16 protein-coding genes, 5 pseudogenes and 1 other annotated feature are annotated in these 22,805 nt (G+C 61.7%); of the genes and pseudogenes, 10 read left to right on the forward strand and 11 right to left on the reverse strand.

Translation table 11 applies throughout. The annotated features are described in order from the left end of the window. The first annotated feature begins 17 nt into the window (after positions 1-17). From ACOZK4_RS04245 to ACOZK4_RS04255, 3 genes are read left to right on the forward strand one after another with little or no spacing between them, the layout of a single operon-like run. Positions 18-758, forward strand: coding sequence for a BtpA/SgcQ family protein (locus ACOZK4_RS04245; protein ID WP_421590609.1), 741 nt, complete (start codon positions 18-20; stop codon positions 756-758). Then, positions 755-1,258, forward strand: coding sequence for an ureidoglycolate lyase (locus ACOZK4_RS04250; RefSeq protein WP_421590611.1), 504 nt, complete (start codon positions 755-757; stop codon positions 1,256-1,258). The genes ACOZK4_RS04245 and ACOZK4_RS04250 overlap by 4 nt, the downstream gene beginning before the upstream one ends. Beyond that, complete coding sequence (locus tag ACOZK4_RS04255; RefSeq protein WP_421590612.1) at positions 1,255-2,190, forward strand: carbohydrate kinase family protein; 936 nt, start codon at positions 1,255-1,257, stop codon at positions 2,188-2,190. Before ACOZK4_RS04250 ends, ACOZK4_RS04255 begins: the two co-directional genes overlap by 4 nt. 125 nt (positions 2,191-2,315) lie before the next feature. Here ACOZK4_RS04255 and ACOZK4_RS04260 read toward each other — a convergent pair. Beyond that, positions 2,316-2,943: pseudogene (locus ACOZK4_RS04260) on the reverse strand (IS6 family transposase). Positions 2,944-3,043: 100 nt separating this feature from the next. Between ACOZK4_RS04260 and ACOZK4_RS04265 the strand changes: the two are divergent. Then, positions 3,044-3,250 (forward strand): annotated as a pseudogene (locus ACOZK4_RS04265) (hypothetical protein); the annotation flags it as partial. Positions 3,251-3,744: 494 nt separating this feature from the next. On the opposite strand, the gene ACOZK4_RS04270 reads toward ACOZK4_RS04265, so the two are convergent. Then, a complete protein-coding gene (locus tag ACOZK4_RS04270) occupies positions 3,745-5,232 on the reverse strand; it encodes a SulP family inorganic anion transporter (RefSeq protein ID WP_421590614.1) in 1,488 nt (495 codons plus the stop codon). Between the two features lie 69 nt (positions 5,233-5,301). After that, positions 5,302-5,357, reverse strand: a sequence feature (sul1 is cis-regulatory element that is thought to sense ions involved in sulfur or methionine metabolism; They are found in Alphaproteobacteria). 86 nt (positions 5,358-5,443) lie between these two features. On the opposite strand from ACOZK4_RS04270, the gene ACOZK4_RS04275 reads away from it, so the two are divergent. Further along, complete coding sequence (locus ACOZK4_RS04275) at positions 5,444-5,821, forward strand: GFA family protein (protein ID WP_421590615.1); 378 nt, start codon at positions 5,444-5,446, stop codon at positions 5,819-5,821. On the opposite strand, the pseudogene ACOZK4_RS04280 reads toward ACOZK4_RS04275, so the two are convergent. Both ACOZK4_RS04280 and ACOZK4_RS04285 read right to left on the reverse strand, forming a co-directional pair. Then, positions 5,818-7,160 (reverse strand): annotated as a pseudogene (locus tag ACOZK4_RS04280) (chloride channel protein). The gene ACOZK4_RS04275 and the pseudogene ACOZK4_RS04280 overlap by 4 nt on opposite strands. Positions 7,161-7,261: 101 nt before the next feature. Next, positions 7,262-7,489, reverse strand: a pseudogene (locus tag ACOZK4_RS04285) (mechanosensitive ion channel family protein); the annotation flags it as partial. Between the two features lie 418 nt (positions 7,490-7,907). Between ACOZK4_RS04285 and ACOZK4_RS04290 the strand changes: the two are divergent. Beyond that, a complete protein-coding gene (locus ACOZK4_RS04290) occupies positions 7,908-8,642 on the forward strand; it encodes a helix-turn-helix transcriptional regulator (protein WP_421590616.1) in 735 nt (244 codons plus the stop codon). 310 nt (positions 8,643-8,952) lie between these two features. Here ACOZK4_RS04290 and ACOZK4_RS04295 read toward each other — a convergent pair whose 3' ends face one another. From ACOZK4_RS04295 to ACOZK4_RS04310, 4 genes are all read right to left on the reverse strand, one after another. Continuing rightward, a complete protein-coding gene (locus ACOZK4_RS04295) occupies positions 8,953-9,117 on the reverse strand; it encodes a hypothetical protein (RefSeq protein WP_421590617.1) in 165 nt (54 codons plus the stop codon). Between the two features lie 34 nt (positions 9,118-9,151). Then, positions 9,152-9,664 (reverse strand): chemotaxis protein CheW, encoded by a 513-nt coding sequence (locus tag ACOZK4_RS04300; protein WP_421590618.1) that lies wholly within the window; start codon positions 9,662-9,664, stop codon positions 9,152-9,154. Beyond that, positions 9,664-11,448 (reverse strand): methyl-accepting chemotaxis protein, encoded by a 1,785-nt coding sequence (locus ACOZK4_RS04305; protein WP_421590619.1) that lies wholly within the window; start codon positions 11,446-11,448, stop codon positions 9,664-9,666. The genes ACOZK4_RS04300 and ACOZK4_RS04305 overlap by 1 nt, the downstream gene beginning before the upstream one ends. 330 nt (positions 11,449-11,778) lie before the next feature. Then, positions 11,779-12,432 (reverse strand): LuxR C-terminal-related transcriptional regulator, encoded by a 654-nt coding sequence (locus ACOZK4_RS04310; protein WP_421590620.1) that lies wholly within the window; start codon positions 12,430-12,432, stop codon positions 11,779-11,781. Between the two features lie 557 nt (positions 12,433-12,989). Here ACOZK4_RS04310 and ACOZK4_RS04315 point away from each other — a divergent pair. The 4 genes and pseudogenes from ACOZK4_RS04315 to htpG form a co-directional block, all read left to right on the forward strand. Next, positions 12,990-13,469, forward strand: coding sequence for a molybdopterin-dependent oxidoreductase (locus ACOZK4_RS04315; RefSeq protein WP_421590621.1), 480 nt, complete (start codon positions 12,990-12,992; stop codon positions 13,467-13,469). A 2-nt stretch (positions 13,470-13,471) separates the two neighbouring features. Further along, on the forward strand, positions 13,472-15,667 hold the full coding sequence (locus tag ACOZK4_RS04320) for an ATP-binding protein (RefSeq protein ID WP_421590622.1): 2,196 nt from the start codon (positions 13,472-13,474) through the stop codon (positions 15,665-15,667). An 11-nt stretch (positions 15,668-15,678) separates the two neighbouring features. Then, complete coding sequence (locus ACOZK4_RS04325; RefSeq protein WP_421590623.1) at positions 15,679-16,749, forward strand: HD domain-containing phosphohydrolase; 1,071 nt, start codon at positions 15,679-15,681, stop codon at positions 16,747-16,749. Between the two features lie 325 nt (positions 16,750-17,074). Then, a pseudogene (gene htpG / locus ACOZK4_RS04330) lies at positions 17,075-18,592 on the forward strand (molecular chaperone HtpG); the annotation flags it as partial. 210 nt (positions 18,593-18,802) lie between these two features. Here htpG and ACOZK4_RS04335 read toward each other — a convergent pair. Genes ACOZK4_RS04335 through ACOZK4_RS04345 form a run of 3 tightly spaced genes read right to left on the reverse strand, consistent with a single transcriptional unit; the run spans position 18,803 to position 22,803 of the window. Further along, positions 18,803-20,386: a GMC family oxidoreductase gene (locus tag ACOZK4_RS04335; protein WP_421590624.1), complete on the reverse strand. Its 1,584-nt coding sequence runs from the start codon at positions 20,384-20,386 to the stop codon at positions 18,803-18,805. Between the two features lie 7 nt (positions 20,387-20,393). Continuing rightward, complete coding sequence (locus tag ACOZK4_RS04340; protein WP_421590625.1) at positions 20,394-21,824, reverse strand: NAD-dependent succinate-semialdehyde dehydrogenase; 1,431 nt, start codon at positions 21,822-21,824, stop codon at positions 20,394-20,396. Next, positions 21,814-22,803, reverse strand: coding sequence for an NAD(P)H-dependent flavin oxidoreductase (locus ACOZK4_RS04345; RefSeq protein WP_421590626.1), 990 nt, complete (start codon positions 22,801-22,803; stop codon positions 21,814-21,816). The genes ACOZK4_RS04340 and ACOZK4_RS04345 overlap by 11 nt, the downstream gene beginning before the upstream one ends. Positions 22,804-22,805: the final 2 nt, after the last annotated feature.

The following is a 22,805-nucleotide window of genomic DNA, read 5'->3' on the forward strand; positions in this document are numbered from 1 at the left end:
GACGCAGGAGAAACGACATGAGCCGTCTCAGTGACACCTTCGCCACCGCAAAGCCCATTCTGGGCATGCTGCATCTGGCCGGCGAAGGCCCCTCTGCAAAACTTGCCCAGGCGGAAGAAGAGGCCCGCATCATGGCCGGCGAAGGCGTCGACGGGCTGGTGGTGGAAAACTATTTCGGCGATGCCGACGATGTCGAGCGCGTGCTCGACCGGTTGGGCGGCCTCGACCTCGGCGCGAAGATCGGCATCAATGTGCTGCGCGACGACGTGCGCGCCTTCGCGCTGGCGAGGCACTATCCGGTGTCCTTCATCCAGGTCGATTCCGTCGCCGGCCATCTGCCGCCGGAAGACGACGCCGTTTTCGCGGCCGCGTTCGGCGCTCGACGGGCAAGCGTTCCCGCGCTGCTGCTGGGCGGCGTGCGCTTCAAGTATCAGCCGGTCCTGTCCGGCCGGACGGAGGAAGAGGACGTGCGCCTCGGCGCGCAGCGATGCGACGGACTGGTGGTGACTTCGGACGCCACCGGCCAGCCGACCGACATGGACAAGGTCGCCCGGTTCCGCGCCGCCACCGGCGGGGCCGTGCCGCTTCTGATCGGCGCGGGCCTGACAGAGGCCAATGCCGTGGAGCAGCTCGCCCAGGCCGATGGCGCCATCGTCGGCAGCTGGTTCAAGCACGATCACAAGGATAGCGGCCGCGTCGAGGCCGCCCATGTCGCCCGCCTGATGCGGGCGGTCCGTACCGCGCGGAGCGCCGCATGAGCGCGGTCGTGGCACGGGCCGTCACCCTTGAGAATTTCGCTCGCTACGGCATGGTTTACGATCTCGCCGGCGATGCCGATCCCGGCGTGGTCTGGACGAAAGGTGAAGGCTGGGACGACGGCTTCACCCGTAACCCGCTCATCGATGGCTCCGGCCATCTCGGCATGACCCGGGGCGGCAGCGCGCCGTGGTCCTGCGCCGCCATGGAACGGCATCCCCTGACCGAGGAGGCGCTGTTCTGCGCCGCCGAGCCGATCGTCCTTGCCGTGGCGCCGGCCTCCGCGGCGGATGCGCCGCATCGCGACGAGATCGAAGCCTTTATCATCGCCCCCGGCCAGGTCGTGGTGATGCACCGGAATGTCTGGCACGACGCCTGCCGGGGCGCCACACGCGCCACGCCCTATTACTGGATGGCGATCTGCGGCCTTGGCGAAAATCCGTGGACCCCGGTCGCCGGCGGGCCGCGCCGGATCGAGGTCAAGGACGGGACTGCGACATGACGGCATTTTTCATCGGAGACGTGGCGCTGGACGAATATTATACCGCCGAGCGCTGGCCCGGTCGCGCCGACAAGGGCATGGTGCGGGAATTGCCGGCCGAAATCGGCGGCTCGATCGCCAATGCCGCCGTCGTCCATGCGACGCTCGGCGGCGACACGCAGTTTATCTCGCTTTTGAACGACAGCCCGCTGTCGCAGCGGCTGATCGACGATCTCCGGCAAAACGGCGTCGGCGTCGACCACATGCTGACCGATCCGGAAATCGCGGAATCGCGCAATTTCATCTTCCTGATCGATGGCGAGCATGTGGTGCTGACCGTCGAGATGGGCGAGCAGCCGATGTGGCTTGCGCCACAAACGCTCGCCGCGCTGCGCCAGCCGGGTTTTCTCTATACGACGCTTTACCGCGTGCGTCGGCTGCGCAGCCAAACGGAAGAGGGCGTGCTCAGCCAGGCGGCGCTTCTGGCCGATCTGCGCGGCCACGGCCGCCGCGCCGTCTTCGATCTCGATGTCGGCGGCTGCACGGCCGAGGACATGCCCTATCTCACCGGCGCGGCCGTCGTCATCTTCAATCAGGTCGGCTTTCGCGCGGCTTTCGGCCATGACGACCTTGGCCTGATCGACGACTGGATCCGTCAACATGGCATCGGCTGGGTCGTGCGCACCATGGCCGCCGATGGCGCCGAGGCCTTCGACGGCGAAACGCGGCTGCGGGCCGCAGGCTATCCGGTCGAAGTTGTCGACGTCACCGGCGCCGGGGATACGTTTGGCGGAGCGCTGACCTGGTGCCTGACCCAGGGGCGGTCCTTTGCCGAAGCGCTGGATTTTTCCACCGCGGCCGCCTCCCGCTCCGTGACTGTCCATGGTCCGCGCGGCGGCAAGGCCGACGCCGAAACGATGCTTGCGTGGCGAACGGAAAGGCGTGGCCTCTAGGCTCAGGACCCATTGATTTGAATTGATGGTTATGATTCGGGCGGTGGCGTCGCCTTAACTGATTTTGAGACGCGATAGTTTCTTCGGCTAGAATTTTACGCGTCAATCAACAAAGCGATTTCCCGCTAGGTCGAGATGGCGTGAGCACGAAGCTGGCGATGATCGGCGGCGGTGATATGTTTGCGGTGAAGAAGGAAAAGATTGGCGATCTGGCCATGAGTTGAGACGAAACGCTGGCATTGCCGCGCCGACTTGAAGCGCATCATGCGTCGCTCTCGTCGCCGCACAGGAAGATGTGAATTCTCGGCGCGATTATTGAGACCCTTGTGGGACCGATGCTCGACGCCCGGCATCAATTCGGCCTTTGCCGCCGAGTAGGACCGCAGCTTGTCGGTTACCATGACCCGTGGGGTGGTACCCTGACCCTTGAGCAGCTTGCGCATGAGCCGCAGGGCTGCCCGCTTGTTCCTCCGGCTTTGCGAGAGAGCATCGAGGACGTAACCGTTGGCAGGCGCGCCATAGCCAGCATCTCTTTCCCTTGATCGTCACCACCATTTCATCAAATTGCCACTTGTCGGCAAAATGAGTTCGTGAGCGCCGTCGGAGCTGATGAGCGAACTTCTGGCCAAACTTTGCCGCCCACTCGCAGACTGTCTGGAATGAGACGTTGATGCCGCGTTCCGCCAAAAGATCCTCAACGTCGCGGAAGCTGAGCGGAAACCGATAGTAGAGCCACACGGCATGGGCAATGATCTCAGCGGGAAAGCGGTGGCGTCTGAAACGGGCAGGGGGGCTTCGGTCATGACAGCCCGAATATCAAGCCGATCCCAACCACGCGGTTAAGGCGACGCCAACCTTCGATGCTTTGACCGCGGACCGACCCTATAGAGCCGCTATGCCGATCGCCAAGGCGCTCGCGATCTTGTGGGAGGACGCAGGCAAGTCGCACGATCCGATCTGCATAGAGGCCCTTGAGCGTGCGCTGACCAGGGTCGCGTTGGGAGACAGCAAAACCAGATCCGGTTCGGTACCGCCGCAAACCAGGCGGCAAGTTGCATAGCTGCCTATATCGACGAAGCTTGGCTCCAGATAATTAAGCGATTTTCGCTATGAAGGCGGTGCAAGTCGTATCTAGGGCACTGCCGTTTCTCAGAGAAGCGTCTTGCGGATTTGCTCGAGAGCGCGATCGCGCTCAGCGCCGTAAGGCAGCAGTCCCTTGAGGCGTCCGTCGGCGCCGATCAGCAGAAGCGACATGGTGTGGCTCATGTGTTAGTCGCCGTCCTCGCTGGGCAGTTTGGCCGCATAAATCATCCAGCCCTCGATGACTTTCTGCATTTCTTCGGGCTTGCCGGTGATGCGAAGGCATCATTCTTCCACTGCCGGGGCAGTGGAAGCTGAGGATCGATGTGCTCATTAGCGACTTTGAGATTGTAAGATTGCAGGACGTAATTGAAAGCGCGCCGTAACCGCTTAAATTTGTCCTGGGCCGCCGGTTCGGCTTCCATCAGCGCCAAGAATACTCCGCTCCGAGCTGACTACTGAGCCGTCACAACGTCAGTGCCCGGCGGAAGCCGAGAAGGCGGCATGCTCCTTGTCGTGCAGGGCGAAGCGGTCGAGCATATGGGCGCTCGCTTCGTTGACGCCAATGACGGCGACCTCAATGCCCAGGCGACGATATTTGAGCACGATCTTGTCGAGCGCGCCGACGGCCGTGATATCCCAGAGATGCGCCTTCGTGACGTCGATCGTTACCTTGCGCAATGTCTCGGTGAAATCGAAGGCCGCAGTGAAGCTTTCCGCCGACGCGAAAAAGATCTGGCCGTCGACATGATAGATGAGCTCCGAACCATCCGCACTCAGCACCGAGCGGACGTGGAAGAGCTTGGCAACCTTGCCGGCGAAGAACACGCCCGACAGCAGCACGCCGACGAGCACGCCCTTAGCGAGGTCGTGCGTGCCAACGACAGTCGCGACCGTCGCCAGCATGACGACGGAAGAGGAGAGCGGATTGCGGCGCAGGTCGAGAATGGAGCGCCAGGAGAAGGTGCCGATCGAGACCATGATCATGACGGCGACCAGGGCGGCCATCGGGATGATGCGCACGAGATCGTCCAGCACGAGAATGAGGAACAGCAGGAAGGCGCCGGCAACGAAGGTCGAGAGGCGTCCACGGCCGCCGGAGGTGACGTTGATCACCGACTGGCCGATCATGGCGCAGCCACCCATGCCGCCGATGAGGCTGGAGGCGATGTTGCTCGCTCCCTGCCCGATGCATTCCTGGCTCTTGGAGCTCGGCGTATCGGTCATGTCGTCGACGATCTGCGCCGTCAGCAGCGATTCCAGCAGGCCGACTGCGGCCAGCGCGATGGAATAGGGGAAGATGATCTGCAACGTCTCGAAGGTGAGCGGCACATGCGGCAGCGCGAAGATCGGCAGCGCGGAGGGCAGTTCGCCGAGATCCCCGACCGTGCGCAGGTCCAGACCGCCCCAATAGGCAACGCCGGTCAGCACGAGGATGGCGACCAGCGGCGACGGGATGGCTTTGGTGACATAGGGGAAGAGATAGATGATCGCGAGGCCCGCCGCGATCATCGCGTAGGTCAGCCCGGGAACACCGATGAGTTCCGGAAGCTGTGCCATGAAGATGAGGATCGCCAGCGCATTGACGAAGCCGGTGATGACGGAGCGCGAGACGAAGCGCATGACGCGGCCGAGCTTCAGGAAGCCCGCACATATCTGAATGACGCCCATCAGCAGCGTGGCGGCGAAGAGATATTCGAGGCCATGCTCCTTCACGAGCGTGACCATCAGCACGGCTGTCGCCGCCGTGGCGGCGGAAATCATACCGGGACGGCCGCCGACGAAGGCGGAGACGCAGGCGATGGCGAAGGAGGCGAAAAGCCCGATCTTCGGATCGACGCCGGCAATGACGGAAAAGCCGATGGCTTCGGGAATGAGGGCCAGCGCCACAACGATGCCGGAGAGAATATCGGCGCGAATGTTCGAGAACCACTCGCGCTTGTAGGTCGTCAGATTGAACATGGAGAAATCCGCAAAGAAGCGCATCCAGACCAGACGGTGTCTGGCCTCGTGAACAGGTTTGATGCTTTGCGTTGTCTGGCGGATCGGCGGCCAGAAGAGCCACCCGGAGTTTCACCGGGTCCGGGGCGAATGAAGCCGTTATAGAAAATGCCGCGCGCAGGTCAACGGTGATCTGTACAATGCGTCACGGACAACGCGTTGAGGATGACATATGAGACGACGGGCGACCTGTTCCTGCGGTGCACTTTCGGTTGTCGCGCAGGACGAACCGGAAAAAGTCTCCGCCTGCCATTGCCTGGAATGCCAACGGCGGACGGGGTCTGCTTTCGGGATCGCTTTGTTTTTCGCCAATGAAGCAGTCGAGACGTTCGGTTCCACGACCTCCTTTTCCCGGCTGGGTGCCAGTGGCAGGCCTATCGAATTCCACTTCTGTGCCAGCTGCGGCTCCACCGTTTTCTGGAAACCTGCGTTTCGGCCAGGCATGACGGCTGTCGCCTTCGGATGTTTCGAGGTGAAGGACGGGCTGAAGCCGACCCAAAGCGTTTATGAAGAGCATCGGCACCCGTGGGTCGGGATTGAAACAACCTAGTTCCGAATGGTTGTCGTATCCGTGTCGCCGGCATTCTTCTCCGTCGCCCGTCGTGCTCTGATGGCCGCGGCAATGAACACCCTTGAAAGTCCATGGTAGAGTGGTTCGCGCGACAGGATGCGCGATGTCAGGTAGCCCAGCATCGACACCGTCATGATCGGGATGACCGCCTCGTGGTCCCCGGTCATTTCGAGAATAATGACGAAAGCGGTCATCGGCGCCTGCACGACGCCGGCAAAATATCCCGCCATGCCGAGCACCGCCGAGAGCGCAATACTCGTGCCCAGCAGCGAGCCAAGCGTGCTGCCCATGCCGGCCCCGACCGAAAGGGACGGGGCGAAGATGCCGCCTGGGATGCCGGAGAGCATCGAGAGAAAGCCGGCTGCGAACTTCTCGATGAAGAACGGCAATGGAAGGCCTTCACCCTGCACGGCGCTCTTGGCCTGCTCGTAACCGGTGCCGAAGGTCTTGCCGTCCGAGAGCATGCCGATAGCGGCTATGGCAAGGCCACAACAGATCGCCAACAGCACCATGCGCTTCATTGGCAATGGTTGCGCCCATCGACGGATGCGCTGGCCGAAATGCAGCGCCATGCCGCTGAAGGCGGCGCCAAGCGCGCCGCCGCCGATGCCGCAGGCGAAAACGAGCGCCCAGTCCCGCGTGGTGTGCGGCGCCACGGAGGTCGAGCCGAAATAGTGGTAGCTGCCGTACAGGCCGAGCGCTGCAAGGCCGGAGATGATGACGGCTGCAAGCACGAGACCATTGGTGCGGGCCTCATAGGTGCGGCCCATCTCCTCTATCGCAAAGACGATGCCGGCAAGCGGGGTATTGAAGGCGGCGGCGATGCCGGCAGCCGAGCCCGCGAGAATGAGGCCGCGGGCCTGCGCCATGCCGCCGAAGCGACCGACGGCCAACATGATTGAGGCGCCGACCTGCACCGTCGGCCCCTCTCGGCCGATGTCAGGAGGATCTTGCCGAAGGCGATCCGCAGGGACAGCAAGCGGCCACGATCCTCCTCGTCCTTGAGATGTCGCGCGGCGATGGCCTGCGGAATGCCGCTACCCTGCGCGTTTAGGAAGAAACGCATCGCCAGATAGGCCGAGAGAGCAAACCCGGCCGGCTTTATAAGAAGCGGGAGCAGAAAGGTCCATTCGCCGGCCGTCGTCATGCGGATGAAACCGTGCTGGGCGAAGTCGGCAAGCTTGGCGAAGCCAACGCTGATAACCCCGATGGCGAGCGCGCCGCACCAGAAGACGAGGCGCGGGCGCCGGAGGGAAAACGAGCCTCAGAAGACGCGGGAGCGACGCAGCAGCTTGGACTTGCGATAGAATGCGGGCATCGTCTTGCTTCAATCAGGTTTGGCAACGGTGGGCTATCGGATGGCGGCTGGGCCCATGTGATCACCTGCCCGCCGGTGCCGCCGGTTTATGGACCAATACCCTATTTCAACCGAATGGCAGAGCGCGAATCCAGATGATGAGGTGACGCACGTTCATTCAAAGGGCGATAGGACTGAAAATCGCGGCCGTTCGGGTTCTGGAATAAGTGCAGATCGAATTCCGGCAGGATCGCAAGCAGATGGTCGAAGATATCCGACTGGATGCCTTCATAGGCGTCCCAGGCTATAGTCCTGGTGAAACAGTAAATCTCCAGCGGCAATCCTTCGGGCAATCACCTTCCACCGCGGAACAGAGTTCACAGACCGGCCATACCTGCTAGCCGGGCTCGGCTCCGCAACTTGGTTCTGCAACCCGCAGTCACCCTAAAAGAAGGGCACCGGTCGAGGCCTACGCCAGAAGCTCCTCGCGCAGACGCGTTGGGGAGGATAGGATCACCTAGCCCGCCTGTCGCTGTCGGCGCTTTCCCGGCATCTCGCTCGATTGCGCAGCGCGGTCGGTGGCGAGGTGGAAGGCACTCCAGTCGATTTTATCTAAAGATGAATTCGCACCAGGCTAAAAGATTGCTGCTGGCCTTGGAACTGGCCTACGGTGAACGGGAGGAAATTGGCAAACGTCAGGAGAGGTAAGGTCCGTTTAACCTTTTCACCCGATAACTGGCGCAGGTTTCTCAACTTGAAGCGAGCACCATGAGCGTCAGCACACTCTCGGTCCTGTCTCCGAACGCCCTTGATGACTATATCGACCTGCGTTCCGTCCCTAGTCACCGCTATTTCGGGAAGAACGACATTATCGAAAGACTGCGCCGCGCCGTCCCGTTCGACTTCATCTTCATTTCCGGTCTCGATGTCGACCATTACCGCTTCGGGAACGGCTTCTCGATCGACACGGACCTTCCCCCTGCCTACGTGGAAGCCTATCACGCCGATCGCCTTTACACCGATGACCCGTTCGTTGCGGCCGCGAAGGCGGCGAAATCGGTGGTCGTCGAACACGAGGTCTATGCCGAGCACTCGCCGCCACAGCGCTTGCTCTACCTTCAGCGCACATTCGGCGTGCTCAACAGGACGCTTTTTCCGGTCGCGCGCGAAAGCATAGTGTACGGAGCGGTTGGCGTTACCAGGGCCATGCCGTTCAATGACGAGGAACTGACTTTCCTCTCGCTGGTTGCCGAAACGATCCACACCGTCGTCACGAAGCCGCTGATGGAAAAGTTCGCGGCCGAACACCTGCGCCTCACCAAGGGCGAGATGTCGTGTCTGTCTCAGGCAAGTCTCGGGTTGACGAGCGACGGGATCGCGAAGGCCACGGGGTATCAGGTCGACACAGTCAACAGCTACGTCAAGTCGGCGATCAAGAAGCTCGGAGCCTCGAACAGAACCCAGGCGATCGCGGAGGCGATCCGACGACGTTTGATTGCCTGATTCAACCGCTTGCGGCGAAACGCCAGCCACGCTTAAACGAAACCTCGACGCGATGTTTCTTGATCTTGCTCAATGCGAGCTCCGCATAACACCCGATTGTACCGTTGCGGACGCGGCCACGGAGCGGCGCTCCAGTTTGCGGCCCTGGAGGGCTTGTTCGCACTAAGGTTGACGGTGATGCCGCGTTCATACGGTTGCCGATGCTGGCCAAGCCCGCGCCAGCCGACGAAGTTTCGAACGCGATGGGACGGATGGTGGAGATACAGTAGCGCGTGACGAACTGTCCTACGCGCTACCGACGCTACTTGAATCAGATCGGCCGGTCGAATGCGCGGCCGATCTGGGCGAGATATGCGGATATTTCTTCGAGGAGGTGGTCCCTCGGACCGAAACGTTCGAGGATGCGTTTGACGTTCGTCGCGTGTGGTTCATAGGTCGGCTCGCCGATGCAGTAACCCCGGCCGACGCTCCACATCTCGCATCCTTCCTCCATGAGGGCTGTGACGAGGTCAATGACGCGAGGGGAGACAGAGGTCGACATCTTTGCCCGGCCCGTTGGTCTGGCCCTTCGTCGCTCCCAGAAGCCTGGAAAGGTTTAGGAGGCAGATCATTCCCTGTTCCAAAGTCAGCATTCCAGCCGCGAACTGAAGTTCCACCGTGGCGACCACTTCCGGAACGGGCTGCACCGAAGCACTGTCGACGGTGAGGATATCCGAAACGCTGTCGACGAGGAGGCCAAAGACCTCGTTGCCGACCTCCGCCACCACGATCGCCGAACGCTCGGTTCCGTGCGTCATCCCCATCCCCAGGCGCCCGGCGAGGTCTATGATCGGGACGACCTCACCCCTGAGATTGATGACCCCGAGTACGTCCTCGGGAGCGTGGGGTACGGGGGTGCATGCAACCCACCCCCTGATTTCGCGGACCTTCGTCGTCTCGACGCAAAATTCCTGACCCCGAAGGCTGAAGGCGATGATGTCCATGTCGCTCGCCGCAGTCTGTCTGAATGAGCTGGCCAACATCAGAAGTCCTCCCATGCCTGGGCGAGCGCGTTTCCGCCCCTGATCTGCTGGCTCACTCTGCGGCGAAGCGCATGAACGGGCGTCGGCGCGGTTTCTGGCCTGGCGTAGGTGGTTGGCACCGCGACATCGAGAACCCCGCCGTCGTCGACCTTGAACTGGCTTACAAGGTTGAACAGCGCGTCTGCCTCGCCGGACAGTCCATGGCTGGCGGCGTTCGACTCCTCCACCATGGCCGCGTTCTGCTGCGTCCCCTGGTCGATCGTGTTGACCGATATGTTGATCTCGCGCAGACCCACGGCTTGTTCCCGCGCGCCTTCCACGATGGCCGCGACGTTGACGTCGATGTCCTTCACCTGTGAAACGATGCGGGAAAGCGACTGACCCGTCTCATCTACCAGTGAGACGCCTGCCTTCACCTGCTCGCCCGAGAGGCCGATCAGGGCCTTGATTTCCTTGGCCGCCCCGGCCGACCGCTGAGCCAGCTCGCGGACCTCCTGGGCGACGACCGCGAAGCCTTTGCCAGCCTCCCCGGCGCGCGCTGCCTCGACGCCTGCATTCAGCGCCAGCAGGTTGGTCTGGAAGGCGATGTCGTCGATGACGCCGATGATGTTGGCGATCTCTTTCGACGATTTCTCGATCGCTCCCATCGCATCGATCGCGCGGGCGACGACTCGGCCGGATTCTTCGGCATTGGTGCGGGCCGAAACGACGAGGCGACCCGCTTCGTCGGCACGACGGCTGGAGTCGGAGACCGTCTGGGTGATCTCCTCGAGGGCGGCCGCCGTCTCCTCGACCGAGGCCGCCTGCTGCTCGGTCCTTTTCGCAAGGTCGTCGGCTGCCGTCTTCATTTCAGACGAACCGGCGGCGATCGCCTGCGCATTTTGCCGGACGGCCTTCATGGTTGAGCGGAGCTTTCCCGATGTGTTGTTGAAGTCCACCCGAAGCTGTTCGAGTGAGGGAATGAAAGACGTGGGTAGGTCGGCGCAGAGGTTGCCGGATGAGAGCATCTGCAAGCCGTTTCCGAGGGCCTGTACGTTTTCCACCCGACCCGTAACGTCCGTGGCGAACTTGACGACCTTGAAGACCTTCCCATCCACGCCGAAGATTGGGTTGTAAGAGGCCTGGATGTAGACCTTATTGCCGGAGCGGCCGATCCGCATGAATTCCTGGGACACGAACTCGCCGGAGCGCAGGCGATCCCAGAACACGCGGTAGTCGGGCGTGCGGGTGTACTCCTGATCGCAAAAGATCGAATGGTGCTTGCCGACGATCTCAGACAACTGGTAGCCGAGGGTCTTCAGGAAGTTTTCGTTGGCGGTGATAATCTCGCCATTCGGTGTAAATTCGATGACCGCCTGTGCCCTCGAGAGGGCGTCAAGTTTTCCCGCGTCTTCAGCGGCTTTCTGCTTGATCGCGGTGATATCCGTAGCGAACTTTACGACCTTGTATGGCTTGCCCCGGCGAAAGACGGGATTGTACGATGCTTCGATCCAGACGTCGCGCCCGCCCTTGGCGATGCGGCGGTACTGTTTCCGGTCAAAGTGGCCCTGAGCGAGACGGTCCCAGAAAGTACGGTATTCAGGCAAACTCGCTTCGACGGGATCGACGAACATCCGGTGATGGCGGCCGATGATCTCGGAGAGGTCATAACTCAGAGCAGCGCAGAAGTTTGTGTTTGCGGTGAGGACGGTTCCGTTGAGATCGAATTCGATGATTGCCTGCGACTTGTTCATGGCCGACATTACGGCATCGCTGTCGGACTGACTGAAATATGGTATTTTCATATGCATTCCTCTTTGTTGCCGATGGCGTGGGCGTGCGGACGCAGCCGCTGCCCGGATGAGCGGGCAGTCGCCAATGTCGGATATGGAAGACCCGGGACGGCTCTAGCGTCCTGTGTCCTGTTAAAGATGAAGTGTGGTGGCCGGCGCTTGGGAGCGCTGGTCAATCTCGAAAGCCGGGAATGTGGAGGCCGTCTTTTTTCGATAACCCCGAAAATAGGGGTGACCTCCTAACGGAGGATTAAGAAAATCGCGCCAAGGCAAGCGAATGCGTTCTTTTTGGGAAATTGCCCAAAAAGACGTCGATTGATCATGTTCGGGATTGGGACTGTTTTAGTCTATCAGCCGATGCCGGATGGCCATTGCGATCGCATGTGCGCGATTGCGCGCTTGTAGCTTTTTTGTTGCCGATTTGAGATAGCTGTCCACGGTCTCGCGGGTGAACCTCGAGGCTGCAGCAATCTCTTCGCTTGTCATTCCCTGGCCCGCAAGGCGAATGCATTCGACTTCACCGTGGAGCAGTCCGACGATCTGTAGGCCGAAACGGTCTACAAACGGGCGGGTCACTCGCTCGTGAAGAGGGGTGGCGATCATGCCGAGATACTCTGCCTCGTCGGCCCCGAACGGCGCGCCTTCCCTTGCGAAGACGACGGAACCGTAATTGTGTCCGCCGCGGCGCAGGAAGAACGCTATCCGGCGGGATATGCGGAAGGTGCGCAATAGGTACGCGAGACGCTGGGGCATTTCGTAGTGCCCAGCCAAGCTGTCTTCGGTCACAACGCCAGCGCCGTCTTTTCCCGCCAGGACCATCGGATCGTCAAGGAAGAGCTTTTCGCCGGCATAGGCCTCCACGAAGGCCGGGGGAAAGCTTGAGGTCACGCTGTTGAAGTTTCCGACCTTGTACGATCCGAGGTCGAAACCGCTGACGCTAACGAAATCGAAAGGAACGGCGCGCTTTGCCAACGCGACCGCGGCGTCGTCGCTCATCCGGCGATGCCGCGGTAGGGAAGCCAGATCGTCAGGCAGTTCAGCGATTTTGGCTTGGCTCAACATTTTCAACATTTCTCGAGATCGGTGCGCGTCCTTGGCACCAAATCTGGGGGCAAGGTATTAAGGCTAGGTTAATGCGAATACCTATAAGTTTAATCATTCAGGCGATTTCAACTTACTATCGACGTTTTCGGGTAGGTTTTCCCCGACAATGTCCACCAGCGTGCAGCGGTGTCGCCACTGACGCATTCGCCGAGCGGCCATCACACGCCCCAAGCGTCAATCGCAATATCGGCTTAACCATGCCGGCCATCTGGGTCACTCACCATCGGGAACACGTTGCATTTTTACTGACTGATTCACGTTCGTTCAACAACTCTGCCCTAAATTTGGGGTGTCGGGCATCTCGCCCAGGCCGTCATGACGACGGTTCGTTACAGGTCTCCTTCTAACTGGAGATGCGCGGACACCAGCCCTCCCGGCATGTCGCTTTTGACGGCCGACGCTTTAGGCTTCGGCGAACGCGAGGATTCTCAATGCATTCCGCAATCCGCATGACGGCCCTTGCCGCAACCCTGCTCGCCAGTCAGGCTTTCGCGCTCGACGCGCCGAAAGGGCAGGTCGTTCTGACCGTGTCAGGCGAACTCTCCCATCCGAACGCCGGGAAATCGGCCGAGTTCGACCTTGCCATGCTCGAGGCGCTGCCCGGGCGCAAGGGAACGATGGAAACCCCTTGGACAACCGGAAAGGTCGAGTTTTCCGGACCGCTCCTCCGCGCGGTTCTCGAAGCGGCCGGGGCCAAGGGGACGAGCATCAAGCTCGTCGCTCTCAATGACTACGCGGCCGAGGTGCCGATGGAAGATGCCACTGAACTCGACAGCATGCTGGCATCGAGGATGAACGGCGAGACGATGTCGGTTCGTGATAAGGGGCCGCTGTTCATGATCTATCCGTTTGACAAGGACGCGACACTCTACAACGAGAAGTACTTTTCGCGGTCCGTCTGGCAGATCAAGTCGATCGAGGTCAAGTAACCATGGACAACGCCGGGAAGAACGGTGACGTCATTCGGCGAGTTAGCAAAGGCACTGCGTTCCTGCAGAGTTTTGCCGTCTTGCTGTTGATTGGCCTTATCTACCTTCTCTCCGGAATTTACGGGAAATACCAGGAACTGCAGGACGGTATCCGCGAGAACGCCCTGTGGTCGGTCTACCAGCTTGACCGGGAAACGAGACGGCTGAACGAGGCCGCCTCCGAAATGCTTGTTCGGGTCGATGTGTCCGATGAGGCGGTTTCCCTCCTGACAACGCGCTACGACATCCTCTATTCCCGTATGGCGCTTCTCAAGAAGGCCAACCTCGACCTCCGCCTCGGAGACACCCCCGGCCTGGCCCAGCTTGTCGCGAATATCGAGCCCGCAGTTATGTCAAAGGCCCCTATGTTCGACGGGATCGCGGCGGGACAACATCTGGACGTCAGCATGCTCGCGAAATTCGTTTCCGACATGAAGGGCTTGATGAAAAACACCGAGGAGTTGCTGACCAACACCAACAACAAGGTCAGTTCCGAGCGCGCCGACGCAAGGGAAGCACTGCAATCGCTTCAGCTCAAGACGGGAGCCGTCACCGCGGTGCTTTCGCTCAGCGTCGGTATCCTCGTCATATCCCTGAGGCGGCAGTTGAAGTCCGTACGGGCGGCAGGTCTCGAATTCGAAGGTATGACCCGCGAACTGAAAGAGTCCTTCGCCGCCGCGGAGGCGGGGAACAGAGCCAAGTCCCAGTTCATGGCGACCATGGGGCACGAAGTCCGCACGCCGCTCAACGCCATTCTCGGAACGGCGGAACTTCTCGAACTGTCGGAACTTCCCGAGCGGGTTCGCGGAGGCGTCCAAACGATCCGCCGCTCAGGCCAGTCGCTGCTGGAAATCCTCAACGAGATTCTAGACTTCGCGAAAATGGAAAACGGAGAGATCGACGTCCAGCTCGGTCCTGTCGATGTTGCCGCTCTGGTATCCGATACCGTGGCAATGCTCCGCGACCGGGCGGCGGAGAAGAGCAATTCGCTCGTCGCCGACTTGCCCGTCGGCCACGGCAAAATCTTCGTGATGACAGATCAGACCCGTCTGCGTCAGGTCGTCCTCAATCTATTGAGCAACGCCATAAAGTTCACGTCGAACGGTATGGTCGCGGTGAAGCTCTCTGAGGAAGACATCGATGACCGCACGCTATTGAAGTTCGCGGTTACCGATACCGGGATCGGGATCGATGAGGAAGGGCAGGGCCGTCTGTTCAAACCCTTCTCCCAGGTTGATGCGAGCATTTCCAGAAACTACGGCGGAACCGGGTTGGGATTGATCATCTGCAAGGAAATCGTCGAATCCCTCGGCGGCCGGATCGGGGTGCGGAGTGCCAAGGGACAGGGTAGCACTTTCTGGTTTGAACTCCCGGTGGACAGGGCTGACGAGAGGGACACGGTGCAGGCTGCAGCTCCGGTTGATTTTGCTGGCGTGATACCCAAGCTCCGCATCCTGCTTGTGGAAGACAACCTCGTGAACCAGCAGGTCGCGGCTGGCTTTCTTCGCCATCTCGGACAGGGTGTCGAGGTGGCCAACGACGGAGCGGAAGCGGTCGAGATGTTAGCCGCGTCCCGGTTCGACCTTGTGTTGATGGACATGCAGATGCCGCGCATGGACGGAATTGAGGCAACAAAGGCGATCCGCGGCACGGGAAACGACGTGCCGATAGTCGCAATGACGGCGAACGCCTCTGAAGACGACCGCCGTCTATGCGCAGCCGCAGGCATGAACGGGTTCCAATCCAAGCCCGTAACGAAGAATCAGCTCGCCAGGGTTATATCCGCTTTCGAGGTTCGCTCGGACGCTACGGTGGCGGCCAATATGGCGTTGGACGCTGTTTCCGTCTCTGGTGCGGCGTTGAATGACCGCCAAGCCGAGATCGTCGAAGCGCTTGGCGAGGACACTTACAATGAATTGCTGGACGCGTTCTTCGAAGATGCGTCTCAAATTCTCGCTGATCTCGCCGAAGCCGTGGTGCATGAAAGATCGAACGACATCGATCGGTTGCTTCATACTCTCAAAGGCGCGGCGGGTAACCTCGGCTTCGATAGCGTCGCCCACACCGCGCAGTCTCTCAGGGAGAAACGCGCATCCCAGTCTGGACTGGCGGCCATGGCCGCCGAGATAGAAACGCAGCGGACAAAGCGGGCCGCATGAGGAGCCAGTGAATGCGCATTCTTATTGTTGATGACAACCGTACCAACCTCATGTTCCTGTCTAAGCTGGTATCGAAGATCAGGGGCTGCGAACCATTAGCCTTCACCGATCCGGCGGAGGTCCTCGCCGCGATGCCGAAACTGGATTTCGACATCGCCGTGGTCGATTACCAGATGCCGGGTTACAACGGAGTGGAGTTGCTTCGCGAGATCAACTTCTTCGAGAAATATCGCGAGAAGCCATACGTCATGGTAACAGCCGACACTGACCTCGCGACCCGCATGACGTGCCTGGACGCTGGCTCGATCGACTTTCTGACAAAGCCCGTGAACCCCCTGGAATTCCAGGCGCGGATGCGCAACCTCGTCGCGCTGGTCGAAGCCCGTAACAAACTGGCAGACAAGGCGGAGTGGCTGCGCCAGGAAATCGAAAAGGCGACCGAGGAAATCAGGGCACGCGAGGAGGAAATCATCGACCGCCTTTCGATCGCGGCAAGCTACAAGGACTCGGAAACCGGCCTTCACACCAAGCGTGTCGCGGCATATTCCGAGGCCATCGCTCAGGCGTTGGGCCTCCCGCCCGAAACCTGCACAAACATACGGCTCGCGTCCCCGATGCATGACATCGGGAAGGTCGGTATACGCGATGCGGTCCTGCTCAAGAAGGGCAAGCTCACGGAACAGGAGTTCTCTGAGATGCAGACGCACACCTTGATCGGCTGCGATATCCTGAATGAATCTCGGTCTAGCCTTCTCCGTCTCGCGGCGGAAATCGCGGGGTCTCACCACGAGCGGTGGGACGGGCAGGGCTATCCGCGCAGACTGTCCGGCGAGGATATTCCGCTCGCTGGGCGTATCGTTGCTGTCGCGGATAATTTCGACGCGCTCACGACCGTCAGACCATATAAGGAGGCTTGGAGCGTCGAGCAGGCTGTCGCTCACATCCGAAGCCGCGCTGGCAGTCAGTTCGATCCCTCCTGCGTAGACGCCTTTGTCGCGACCTTGCCTGCGATCCGCAGTATCATGGACGGGTACGTTGACGAAAGGGAGTTCGGGCCCGTCGAATTGGCCGTCAGCGCTTAAGATTGTGCGTGGGCGCGGGTTGGCGGACAGGCGGGCTACCGGTCACGCACTCCACGCACACGCGCTCGCAACACCCCAGTACGACCCGGCGCACAACGGCGATACGTGACATCGGCCCTGAGAGTCGTGACGAGCGCCCTTCTGCCCACGAGTTGCCTTACCCGCGAGACCTGCCGTTTAGGCGAGCATTTCACCATCCCTGACCTACATGAGGTTCCCGCACCGCGAGATTCGTCGGTCTTGGAGGCCTTGGAGCGCGAGGGAAAAATAAGAGCGCGCCCGCGGATAATGGTCCGTGTCGAGCCTACTACATCGCGTTTACGATGTAGGGATGGAGGGCGTCGGCTTCTATTCCTTGTTCATGGTCGCCGATCGGGTCAGTGTGATATCCCGCCGTGCTGGCGAGGGCGAGGCTTGGAAATGGTCTTCCGACGGCAAGGGGAGTTATCGCGTCGTAGCCGTCGATCTCGCTGACGCGCCGGCGAGGGGAACGCGTGTCATTCTGCATCTCATGGAGGATGCTAAAAAGTATACCAGCAAATGGACGGTTGAGAAGATCATTCGTGATCAATCCGGCCACGTGCCCGTTCCTGTCCGTCTCGTTGAGAAAGAGGGCGCCGAACCGTCACAGGTCTCTGATGGCGCAGCGCTTTGGACCAAGCAGAAGAGCGAGATATCCAAGGAGGAATACGACGATTTTTATCGTAGTGTTTCGAGACAGTACGAGGAGCCGCTGGCGAACGTGCATTTCCGCGCTGAGGGACGCCACGAATATACGACGCTTGCCTTCATTCCCAGTGCTCAACCATTCGACCTGTTCGATCCAGACCGACACGGTAGGATGAAGCTATATGTGAAGCGCGTCTTCATTACTGACGAAGCTGAGTTGCTACCACGCTATCTGCGGTTCGTCCGTGGCATCGTTGACACCTCGGATCTGCCGCTTAACATCTCCCGGGAGATGATCCAGGAAAGTCCCGTGCTTGCCGCTATCAAAAAGGGCGTGACGAGCCGAATTCTTTCCGCCCTGGAGAAGATGGCCGAAGGCGAAGCCGAGACGTTCTCCAAGATCTGGGATCTGTTCGGCGCGATTCTTAAGGAAGGTATCTACGACGACTTCGAACGGCGCGCGCAGTTGCTGAAGCTTGCGCGCTTCCGTAGTACCGTGTCCGACGAGGCAACCCGGAGCCTGGGCGACTACCTAGCTGGAATGAAGGAGGGGCAGTCGGCGATCTATTACATCACCGGCTCCAGTCTCGACCAACTGAAATCGTCGCCGCAACTAGAGGGTTTTCGGGCCAAGGGTATCGAAGTCCTTCTTCTTACAGATGGCGTAGACAGTTTCTGGCCGACCAACGCCTCTGATTTCGAGGGCAAGCCTTTTAAATCCGTCACCCAGGGTCTTGCCGATCTAAAAGCTGTGACCGGCGAAGGCAGCACCGATGAGGAGGGGCGGCAAGCTTCTCCCGAAGTTACCGCTTTCATCGATTTCGCTCGAAGCACCCTCGGTGAGGAAATCGCTGACGTGCGGGTTTCCGATCGGCTGACCGAAAGCCCGGTCTGCCTTGTCGCATCGGAACATGGACTCGATCGCCAGCTCGAAAAACTCCTCCAAGGGGCAGGGCGGTTGCAGACAGCATCGAAGCCGATCCTCGAGATCAATGCGCAAAGCGAGCTTGTTAAAAGCATCGCATCGGTGGGCGACCAAACGTTTCGCGAGGATGCGGCGTGGCTTTTGCTGGATGAAGCACGCATTCTTGATGGGGACAAGCCCACCGATCCACGCGCGTTTGCTGACCGGCAAGATAGACTGTTTGCGCTTGCAATCGGGCACGGCAATTAGCAGGTCTTGGCGAGGTGGTCTTCGACTGCCTCGCCAGAAGGCCTCGGAAGTGGACGTAGATCAACATGATCGCTGAACGTTCCGCACACTCTGGCAATGGAAAGCAATGCAGGTCGTCACCAGTCCACCGAGTCATTGCGGACGAAGCTTGAGCCGATCTCTAAATCTTTCAACTGGCTTCGACTTGGCAGCTCGACGGTTCGGCTCCCTTCAAGAGCGCGACAACAGGAAGTCTGCGCAGCGCTCCGCGATCATAATGCAGGGGGCATTCGTGTTGCCGCTCACGAGCGTCGGCATGATCGAGGCGTCTGCGATGCGCAGGCGCGGGATGCCCTGCACCCGCAACCGATTATCGACGACCGAGAGCTCGTCCCGACCCATCCGGCAGGTCCCGGCCGGGTGATAGACAGTTTTGGCATTGGCCCGCGCATGCGCCTCGAAGTCCGCATCGGACGACTTCTCGTGCTTGGGTGCCAGTTCCCGGAAGCCAAGGGCCTTCATGGCGGGAGCGGCGAGAATCGCGCGCGAAAGCTTGATGCCGCGCACCAGGGTGTCGACGTCTTCCTGCGCGACCAGGTTGTTCCCGACGAAATGGATCGGGTCCTCGACCCTGTCGCTGCGCAGCGAAACCTTACCGCGTGAGACGGGACGCAGGATGCAGGGATTGATCGAGACGCCGTGGCCCTCCATCTGACCGCGCGTGGCATCGCCCACGAGGGTCGGCGTGACGTGGATCTGGATATCGGGCCGCCCGCAGCCGCTCGTGTCGATGAAACCGCCGCTTTCCACCACATTCGACGACAAGAGGCCGGACCGCCCGAACAGGTAGCGAAGCCCATTTACGACGGCCTTGAGGCCCTTGTCCTGGTCCTTCAGCGAGATCGGCCGATCGGTGATGCCGTAGACGGAAACGGCGATGTGGTCCTGGAAGTTTTCGCCAACACCGGGGAGGTCGCGCACAACCGTGATGCCATGCTGCGCCAGCATCTCGCCCGGGCCGATGCCGGACAGCATCAGGATTTTCGGCGTGGCGAGCGCTCCGGCGCACAGGATGACCTCCTCTTTCGCCCGCGCCTCGAACATGCTGCCGTCCCGCCGGCGATAGGCAAGGCCCGCCGCCGTGCCGTTCTCCAGGAGGATCTTCGTTGCGATGCACTCCGTGGCGATCTCGAGGAGAGGGGAGCGGCGCACCGTCTTCAAGTAGGTCGCCGCCGTGGAACCGCGGCGGGCATTCACGGTCGTCGTCTGGTAGAAGCCGACGCCGTCCTGCCGCGCGCCGTTGAAATCGTGCGAATAGGCAAGGCCGGCCTGTTGCGCGGCCCGGACGAAGGCCGCGCTGATCGGGTGGCGGAAGCGGGGCTCGGAGACCTTCAGCGGGCCGCCGGTGCCGTGATAATCGTCGGCGAGAACCTCGTTGTCCTCCGAACGGCGGAAGACCGGCAGCACATCCTCGTATCCCCAGCCCTCGCAGCCGAGATCGCGCCAGGTGTCATAGTCCTCGGCCTGGCCGCGAATGTAGATCATCGCGTTGACGGACGAGCCGCCGCCGAGCGTCCTGCCCTGCGGCACGAGCAGGACCCGGTTGTTGGCGCCCGGCTCCGGCTCGGTGGCGTACATGAACGTCCGCCGGGTGCCGAGAACCTTCACGAAGGTGGCGGGGATGTGGATATAGGGCGTGTTGTCGGGAGGCCCCGCTTCGAGAAGCAGGACGCTCTTGCCTGCCGTCACGAGCCGGTTTGCCAGAACGCAGCCGGACGATCCGCCACCGGCGATGATGTAGTCGTAGCTCTTCATCGGGCGCTCACAGGCCGATATGGCTGACGAACTTCGTCGTCAGATAGGCGTCCAGCGTTTCGCTGCCACCCTCGCTGCCATAGCCGCTCTCCTTGAGACCGCCAAAGGGCGTTTCCGCGGCAGCGAGGCCGAAATGGTTGATCGAGACCATGCCGGCTTCAAGCTCTGTCGAAAACCGGTCAGCCGTCGCGAGCGAGCGCGTGAAGCCGAAGGCGGCGAGGCCAAAGGGCAGGCGGTTGGACCGCCGGATCGCCTCGTCGATACTGGAGACGGGCACGAGCGCCGCGAGCGGGCCGAATGGCTCGTCATTCATGACCGCTGCGTCTTCCGGCACGTCGCTAAGCACCGTCGGCTCGAAGAAATACCCGCTGTTGCCGATGCGCTTGCCGCCGCATTCCAGGCGTGCGCCATGCGAGACGGCGTCGTCCACGAAGCGCGCCATCGCATCGAGCCGCCGGGCGTGCGTGAGCGGGCCCATCTGGACCCCGTCCGACAGGCCGTCGCCGACCTTGATGGCGCGCGCGCCGGCCACGAAGCCCGACCGGAAGGCGTCGTAGACGTCTTCCTCGATGTAGAAGCGGGTAGGCGCTGCGCAGACCTGACCGGCATTGCGGTATTTGAGCATCAGGCCCAGCTTGACGGCGGCGTCGATATCCGCGTCCCTCGCGACGATGTAGGGCGCATGGCCGCCGAGCTCCATCGTCGCGCGCTTGACCCCGGCCGCGGCGATCGCCCCGAGCTTCTTGCCGACCGGAACGGAGCCGGTGAACGAGATCTTGCGGATGACCGGCGAGGCGATCAGGTGCTCGGAAACCTCAGCCGCCGGTCCGAAGACGATGCCGAGCACGCCTGCCGGCAAGCCGGCATCCTGGAAAGCGCGGGAAAGCGCGATACAGGCCGACGGTGCTTCCTCCGGCGGTTTGGCGATGATCGAGCACCCGCTGGCGAGCGCGGCGGCGACCTTGCGCACGAGCTGGTTGATCGGGAAATTCCAAGGGGTGAACGCGGCGACCGGGCCCACGGGCTCGCGCAGCACTATCTGGCGTGCGCCGGGCACGCGCGCGGGGATGACGCGGCCATAGGCGCGCCGACCCTCCTCGGCATGCCACTCGATATGCTCGGCGGCGGCATTCGCCTCGCCGCGCGCCTCAGTGATCGGCTTTCCCTGCTCCCGGGACATGAGCTGCGCCATGGTTTCGGCACGCTCGCGCACAAGCGCCGCCGCCCTGTGCAGGATTTTCGCGCGCTCGATGGCGGCGGTCCTGCGCCAGGTTTCAAAACCCTGCTGCGCCGCTTCCAGCGCCGCGTCGAGGTCGGCGCGCTCGCACAAGGCCAGTTGCGCGATCACCTCGCCGGTTGCCGGATTGTGGACCCCGGCCGATCGGTTGCCGGCGGGCGCACGCCATTCGCCGTTGATGAGAAGCGGTTTATCCAGCATGGCTCAGTCCTTCATGAGAGCGTATCATGGGCCGGGGCAGGGCGGCGAGCGCCGCCCCGTAGTCCCGTGCGATGGCGGCGACGATATCCGCCGCCGGTAGGATGTCGTCGACGAGGCCTGCGCTCTGGCCGGCCTCGACCTTGCCGTTCTCGACATCGCCGTCGAAGGCCGCGGCCTTGAGCGAAGCGGCGGAAAAAAGCGCCTTGCGCTCCTCGAACTGCCGTCCTTCCGCTTCCGCCGCTTGCATCCGTTCGCCAAAACCGTTGCGCAGGATGCGGACCATGCCGAGGCCATGGCCGACCACCATCGTGTCGGTGACGGAGGCGGACAGCAGGCGCTCGCTGTAGGCGGCATGCAGGCGCGCCTCGCAGGACAGCATGAAGCGCGTGCCGAACTGCGCCGCGCCGGCCCCCAGCGCCAGGGCGGCGGCAAGGCCATATCCATCGGCAAAGCCGCCGCTGAGGATGAGCGGCATGCCTGGCACGGCCCTTGCGATCGCACGGCCGAGAACGAGCGTGGAGACGAGGTCGGGCGGAGGGTGGCCGCCGGCTTCCCCGCCGACGGCGATGAGGCCGTCGACGCCGGCCGCCGCCGCCTTGACGGCATGCTCCGCACCGGCGACCACATGCAGGCAGACGGTGCCAATGGCCTTGAACCGCTCGAGGTAGCGCTTCGGCCCGCCCTGGGAAGCGATGAGCACGGGCACCCGCTTTTCGACGAGGAGGTCCATGATCTCGTCGGCGCCCTTGCGGTAGAGCGGCAGGTTGACGGCGAACGGCCTGTCCGTGCCCGCCCGCACCGCATCGATCGCCGCGGCGAGGTCGTTCGCATACATGGGACCGGCGGCGACCACACCGAGACCGCCGGCGGTCGACACGGCAAGCGGCAGGGCCGCGTTGGACGATGCCCATGACATGCCGGCCTGGATGATCGGCAGGTCGATGCCGAGGAGCCGCGTCACATCGGTTTCTATCCGCATGG

Origin of the sequence: Shinella sp. M27, assembly GCF_049199905.1 — a bacterium.
In the GTDB taxonomy this organism is placed as follows: Bacteria; Pseudomonadota; Alphaproteobacteria; order Rhizobiales; family Rhizobiaceae; genus Shinella.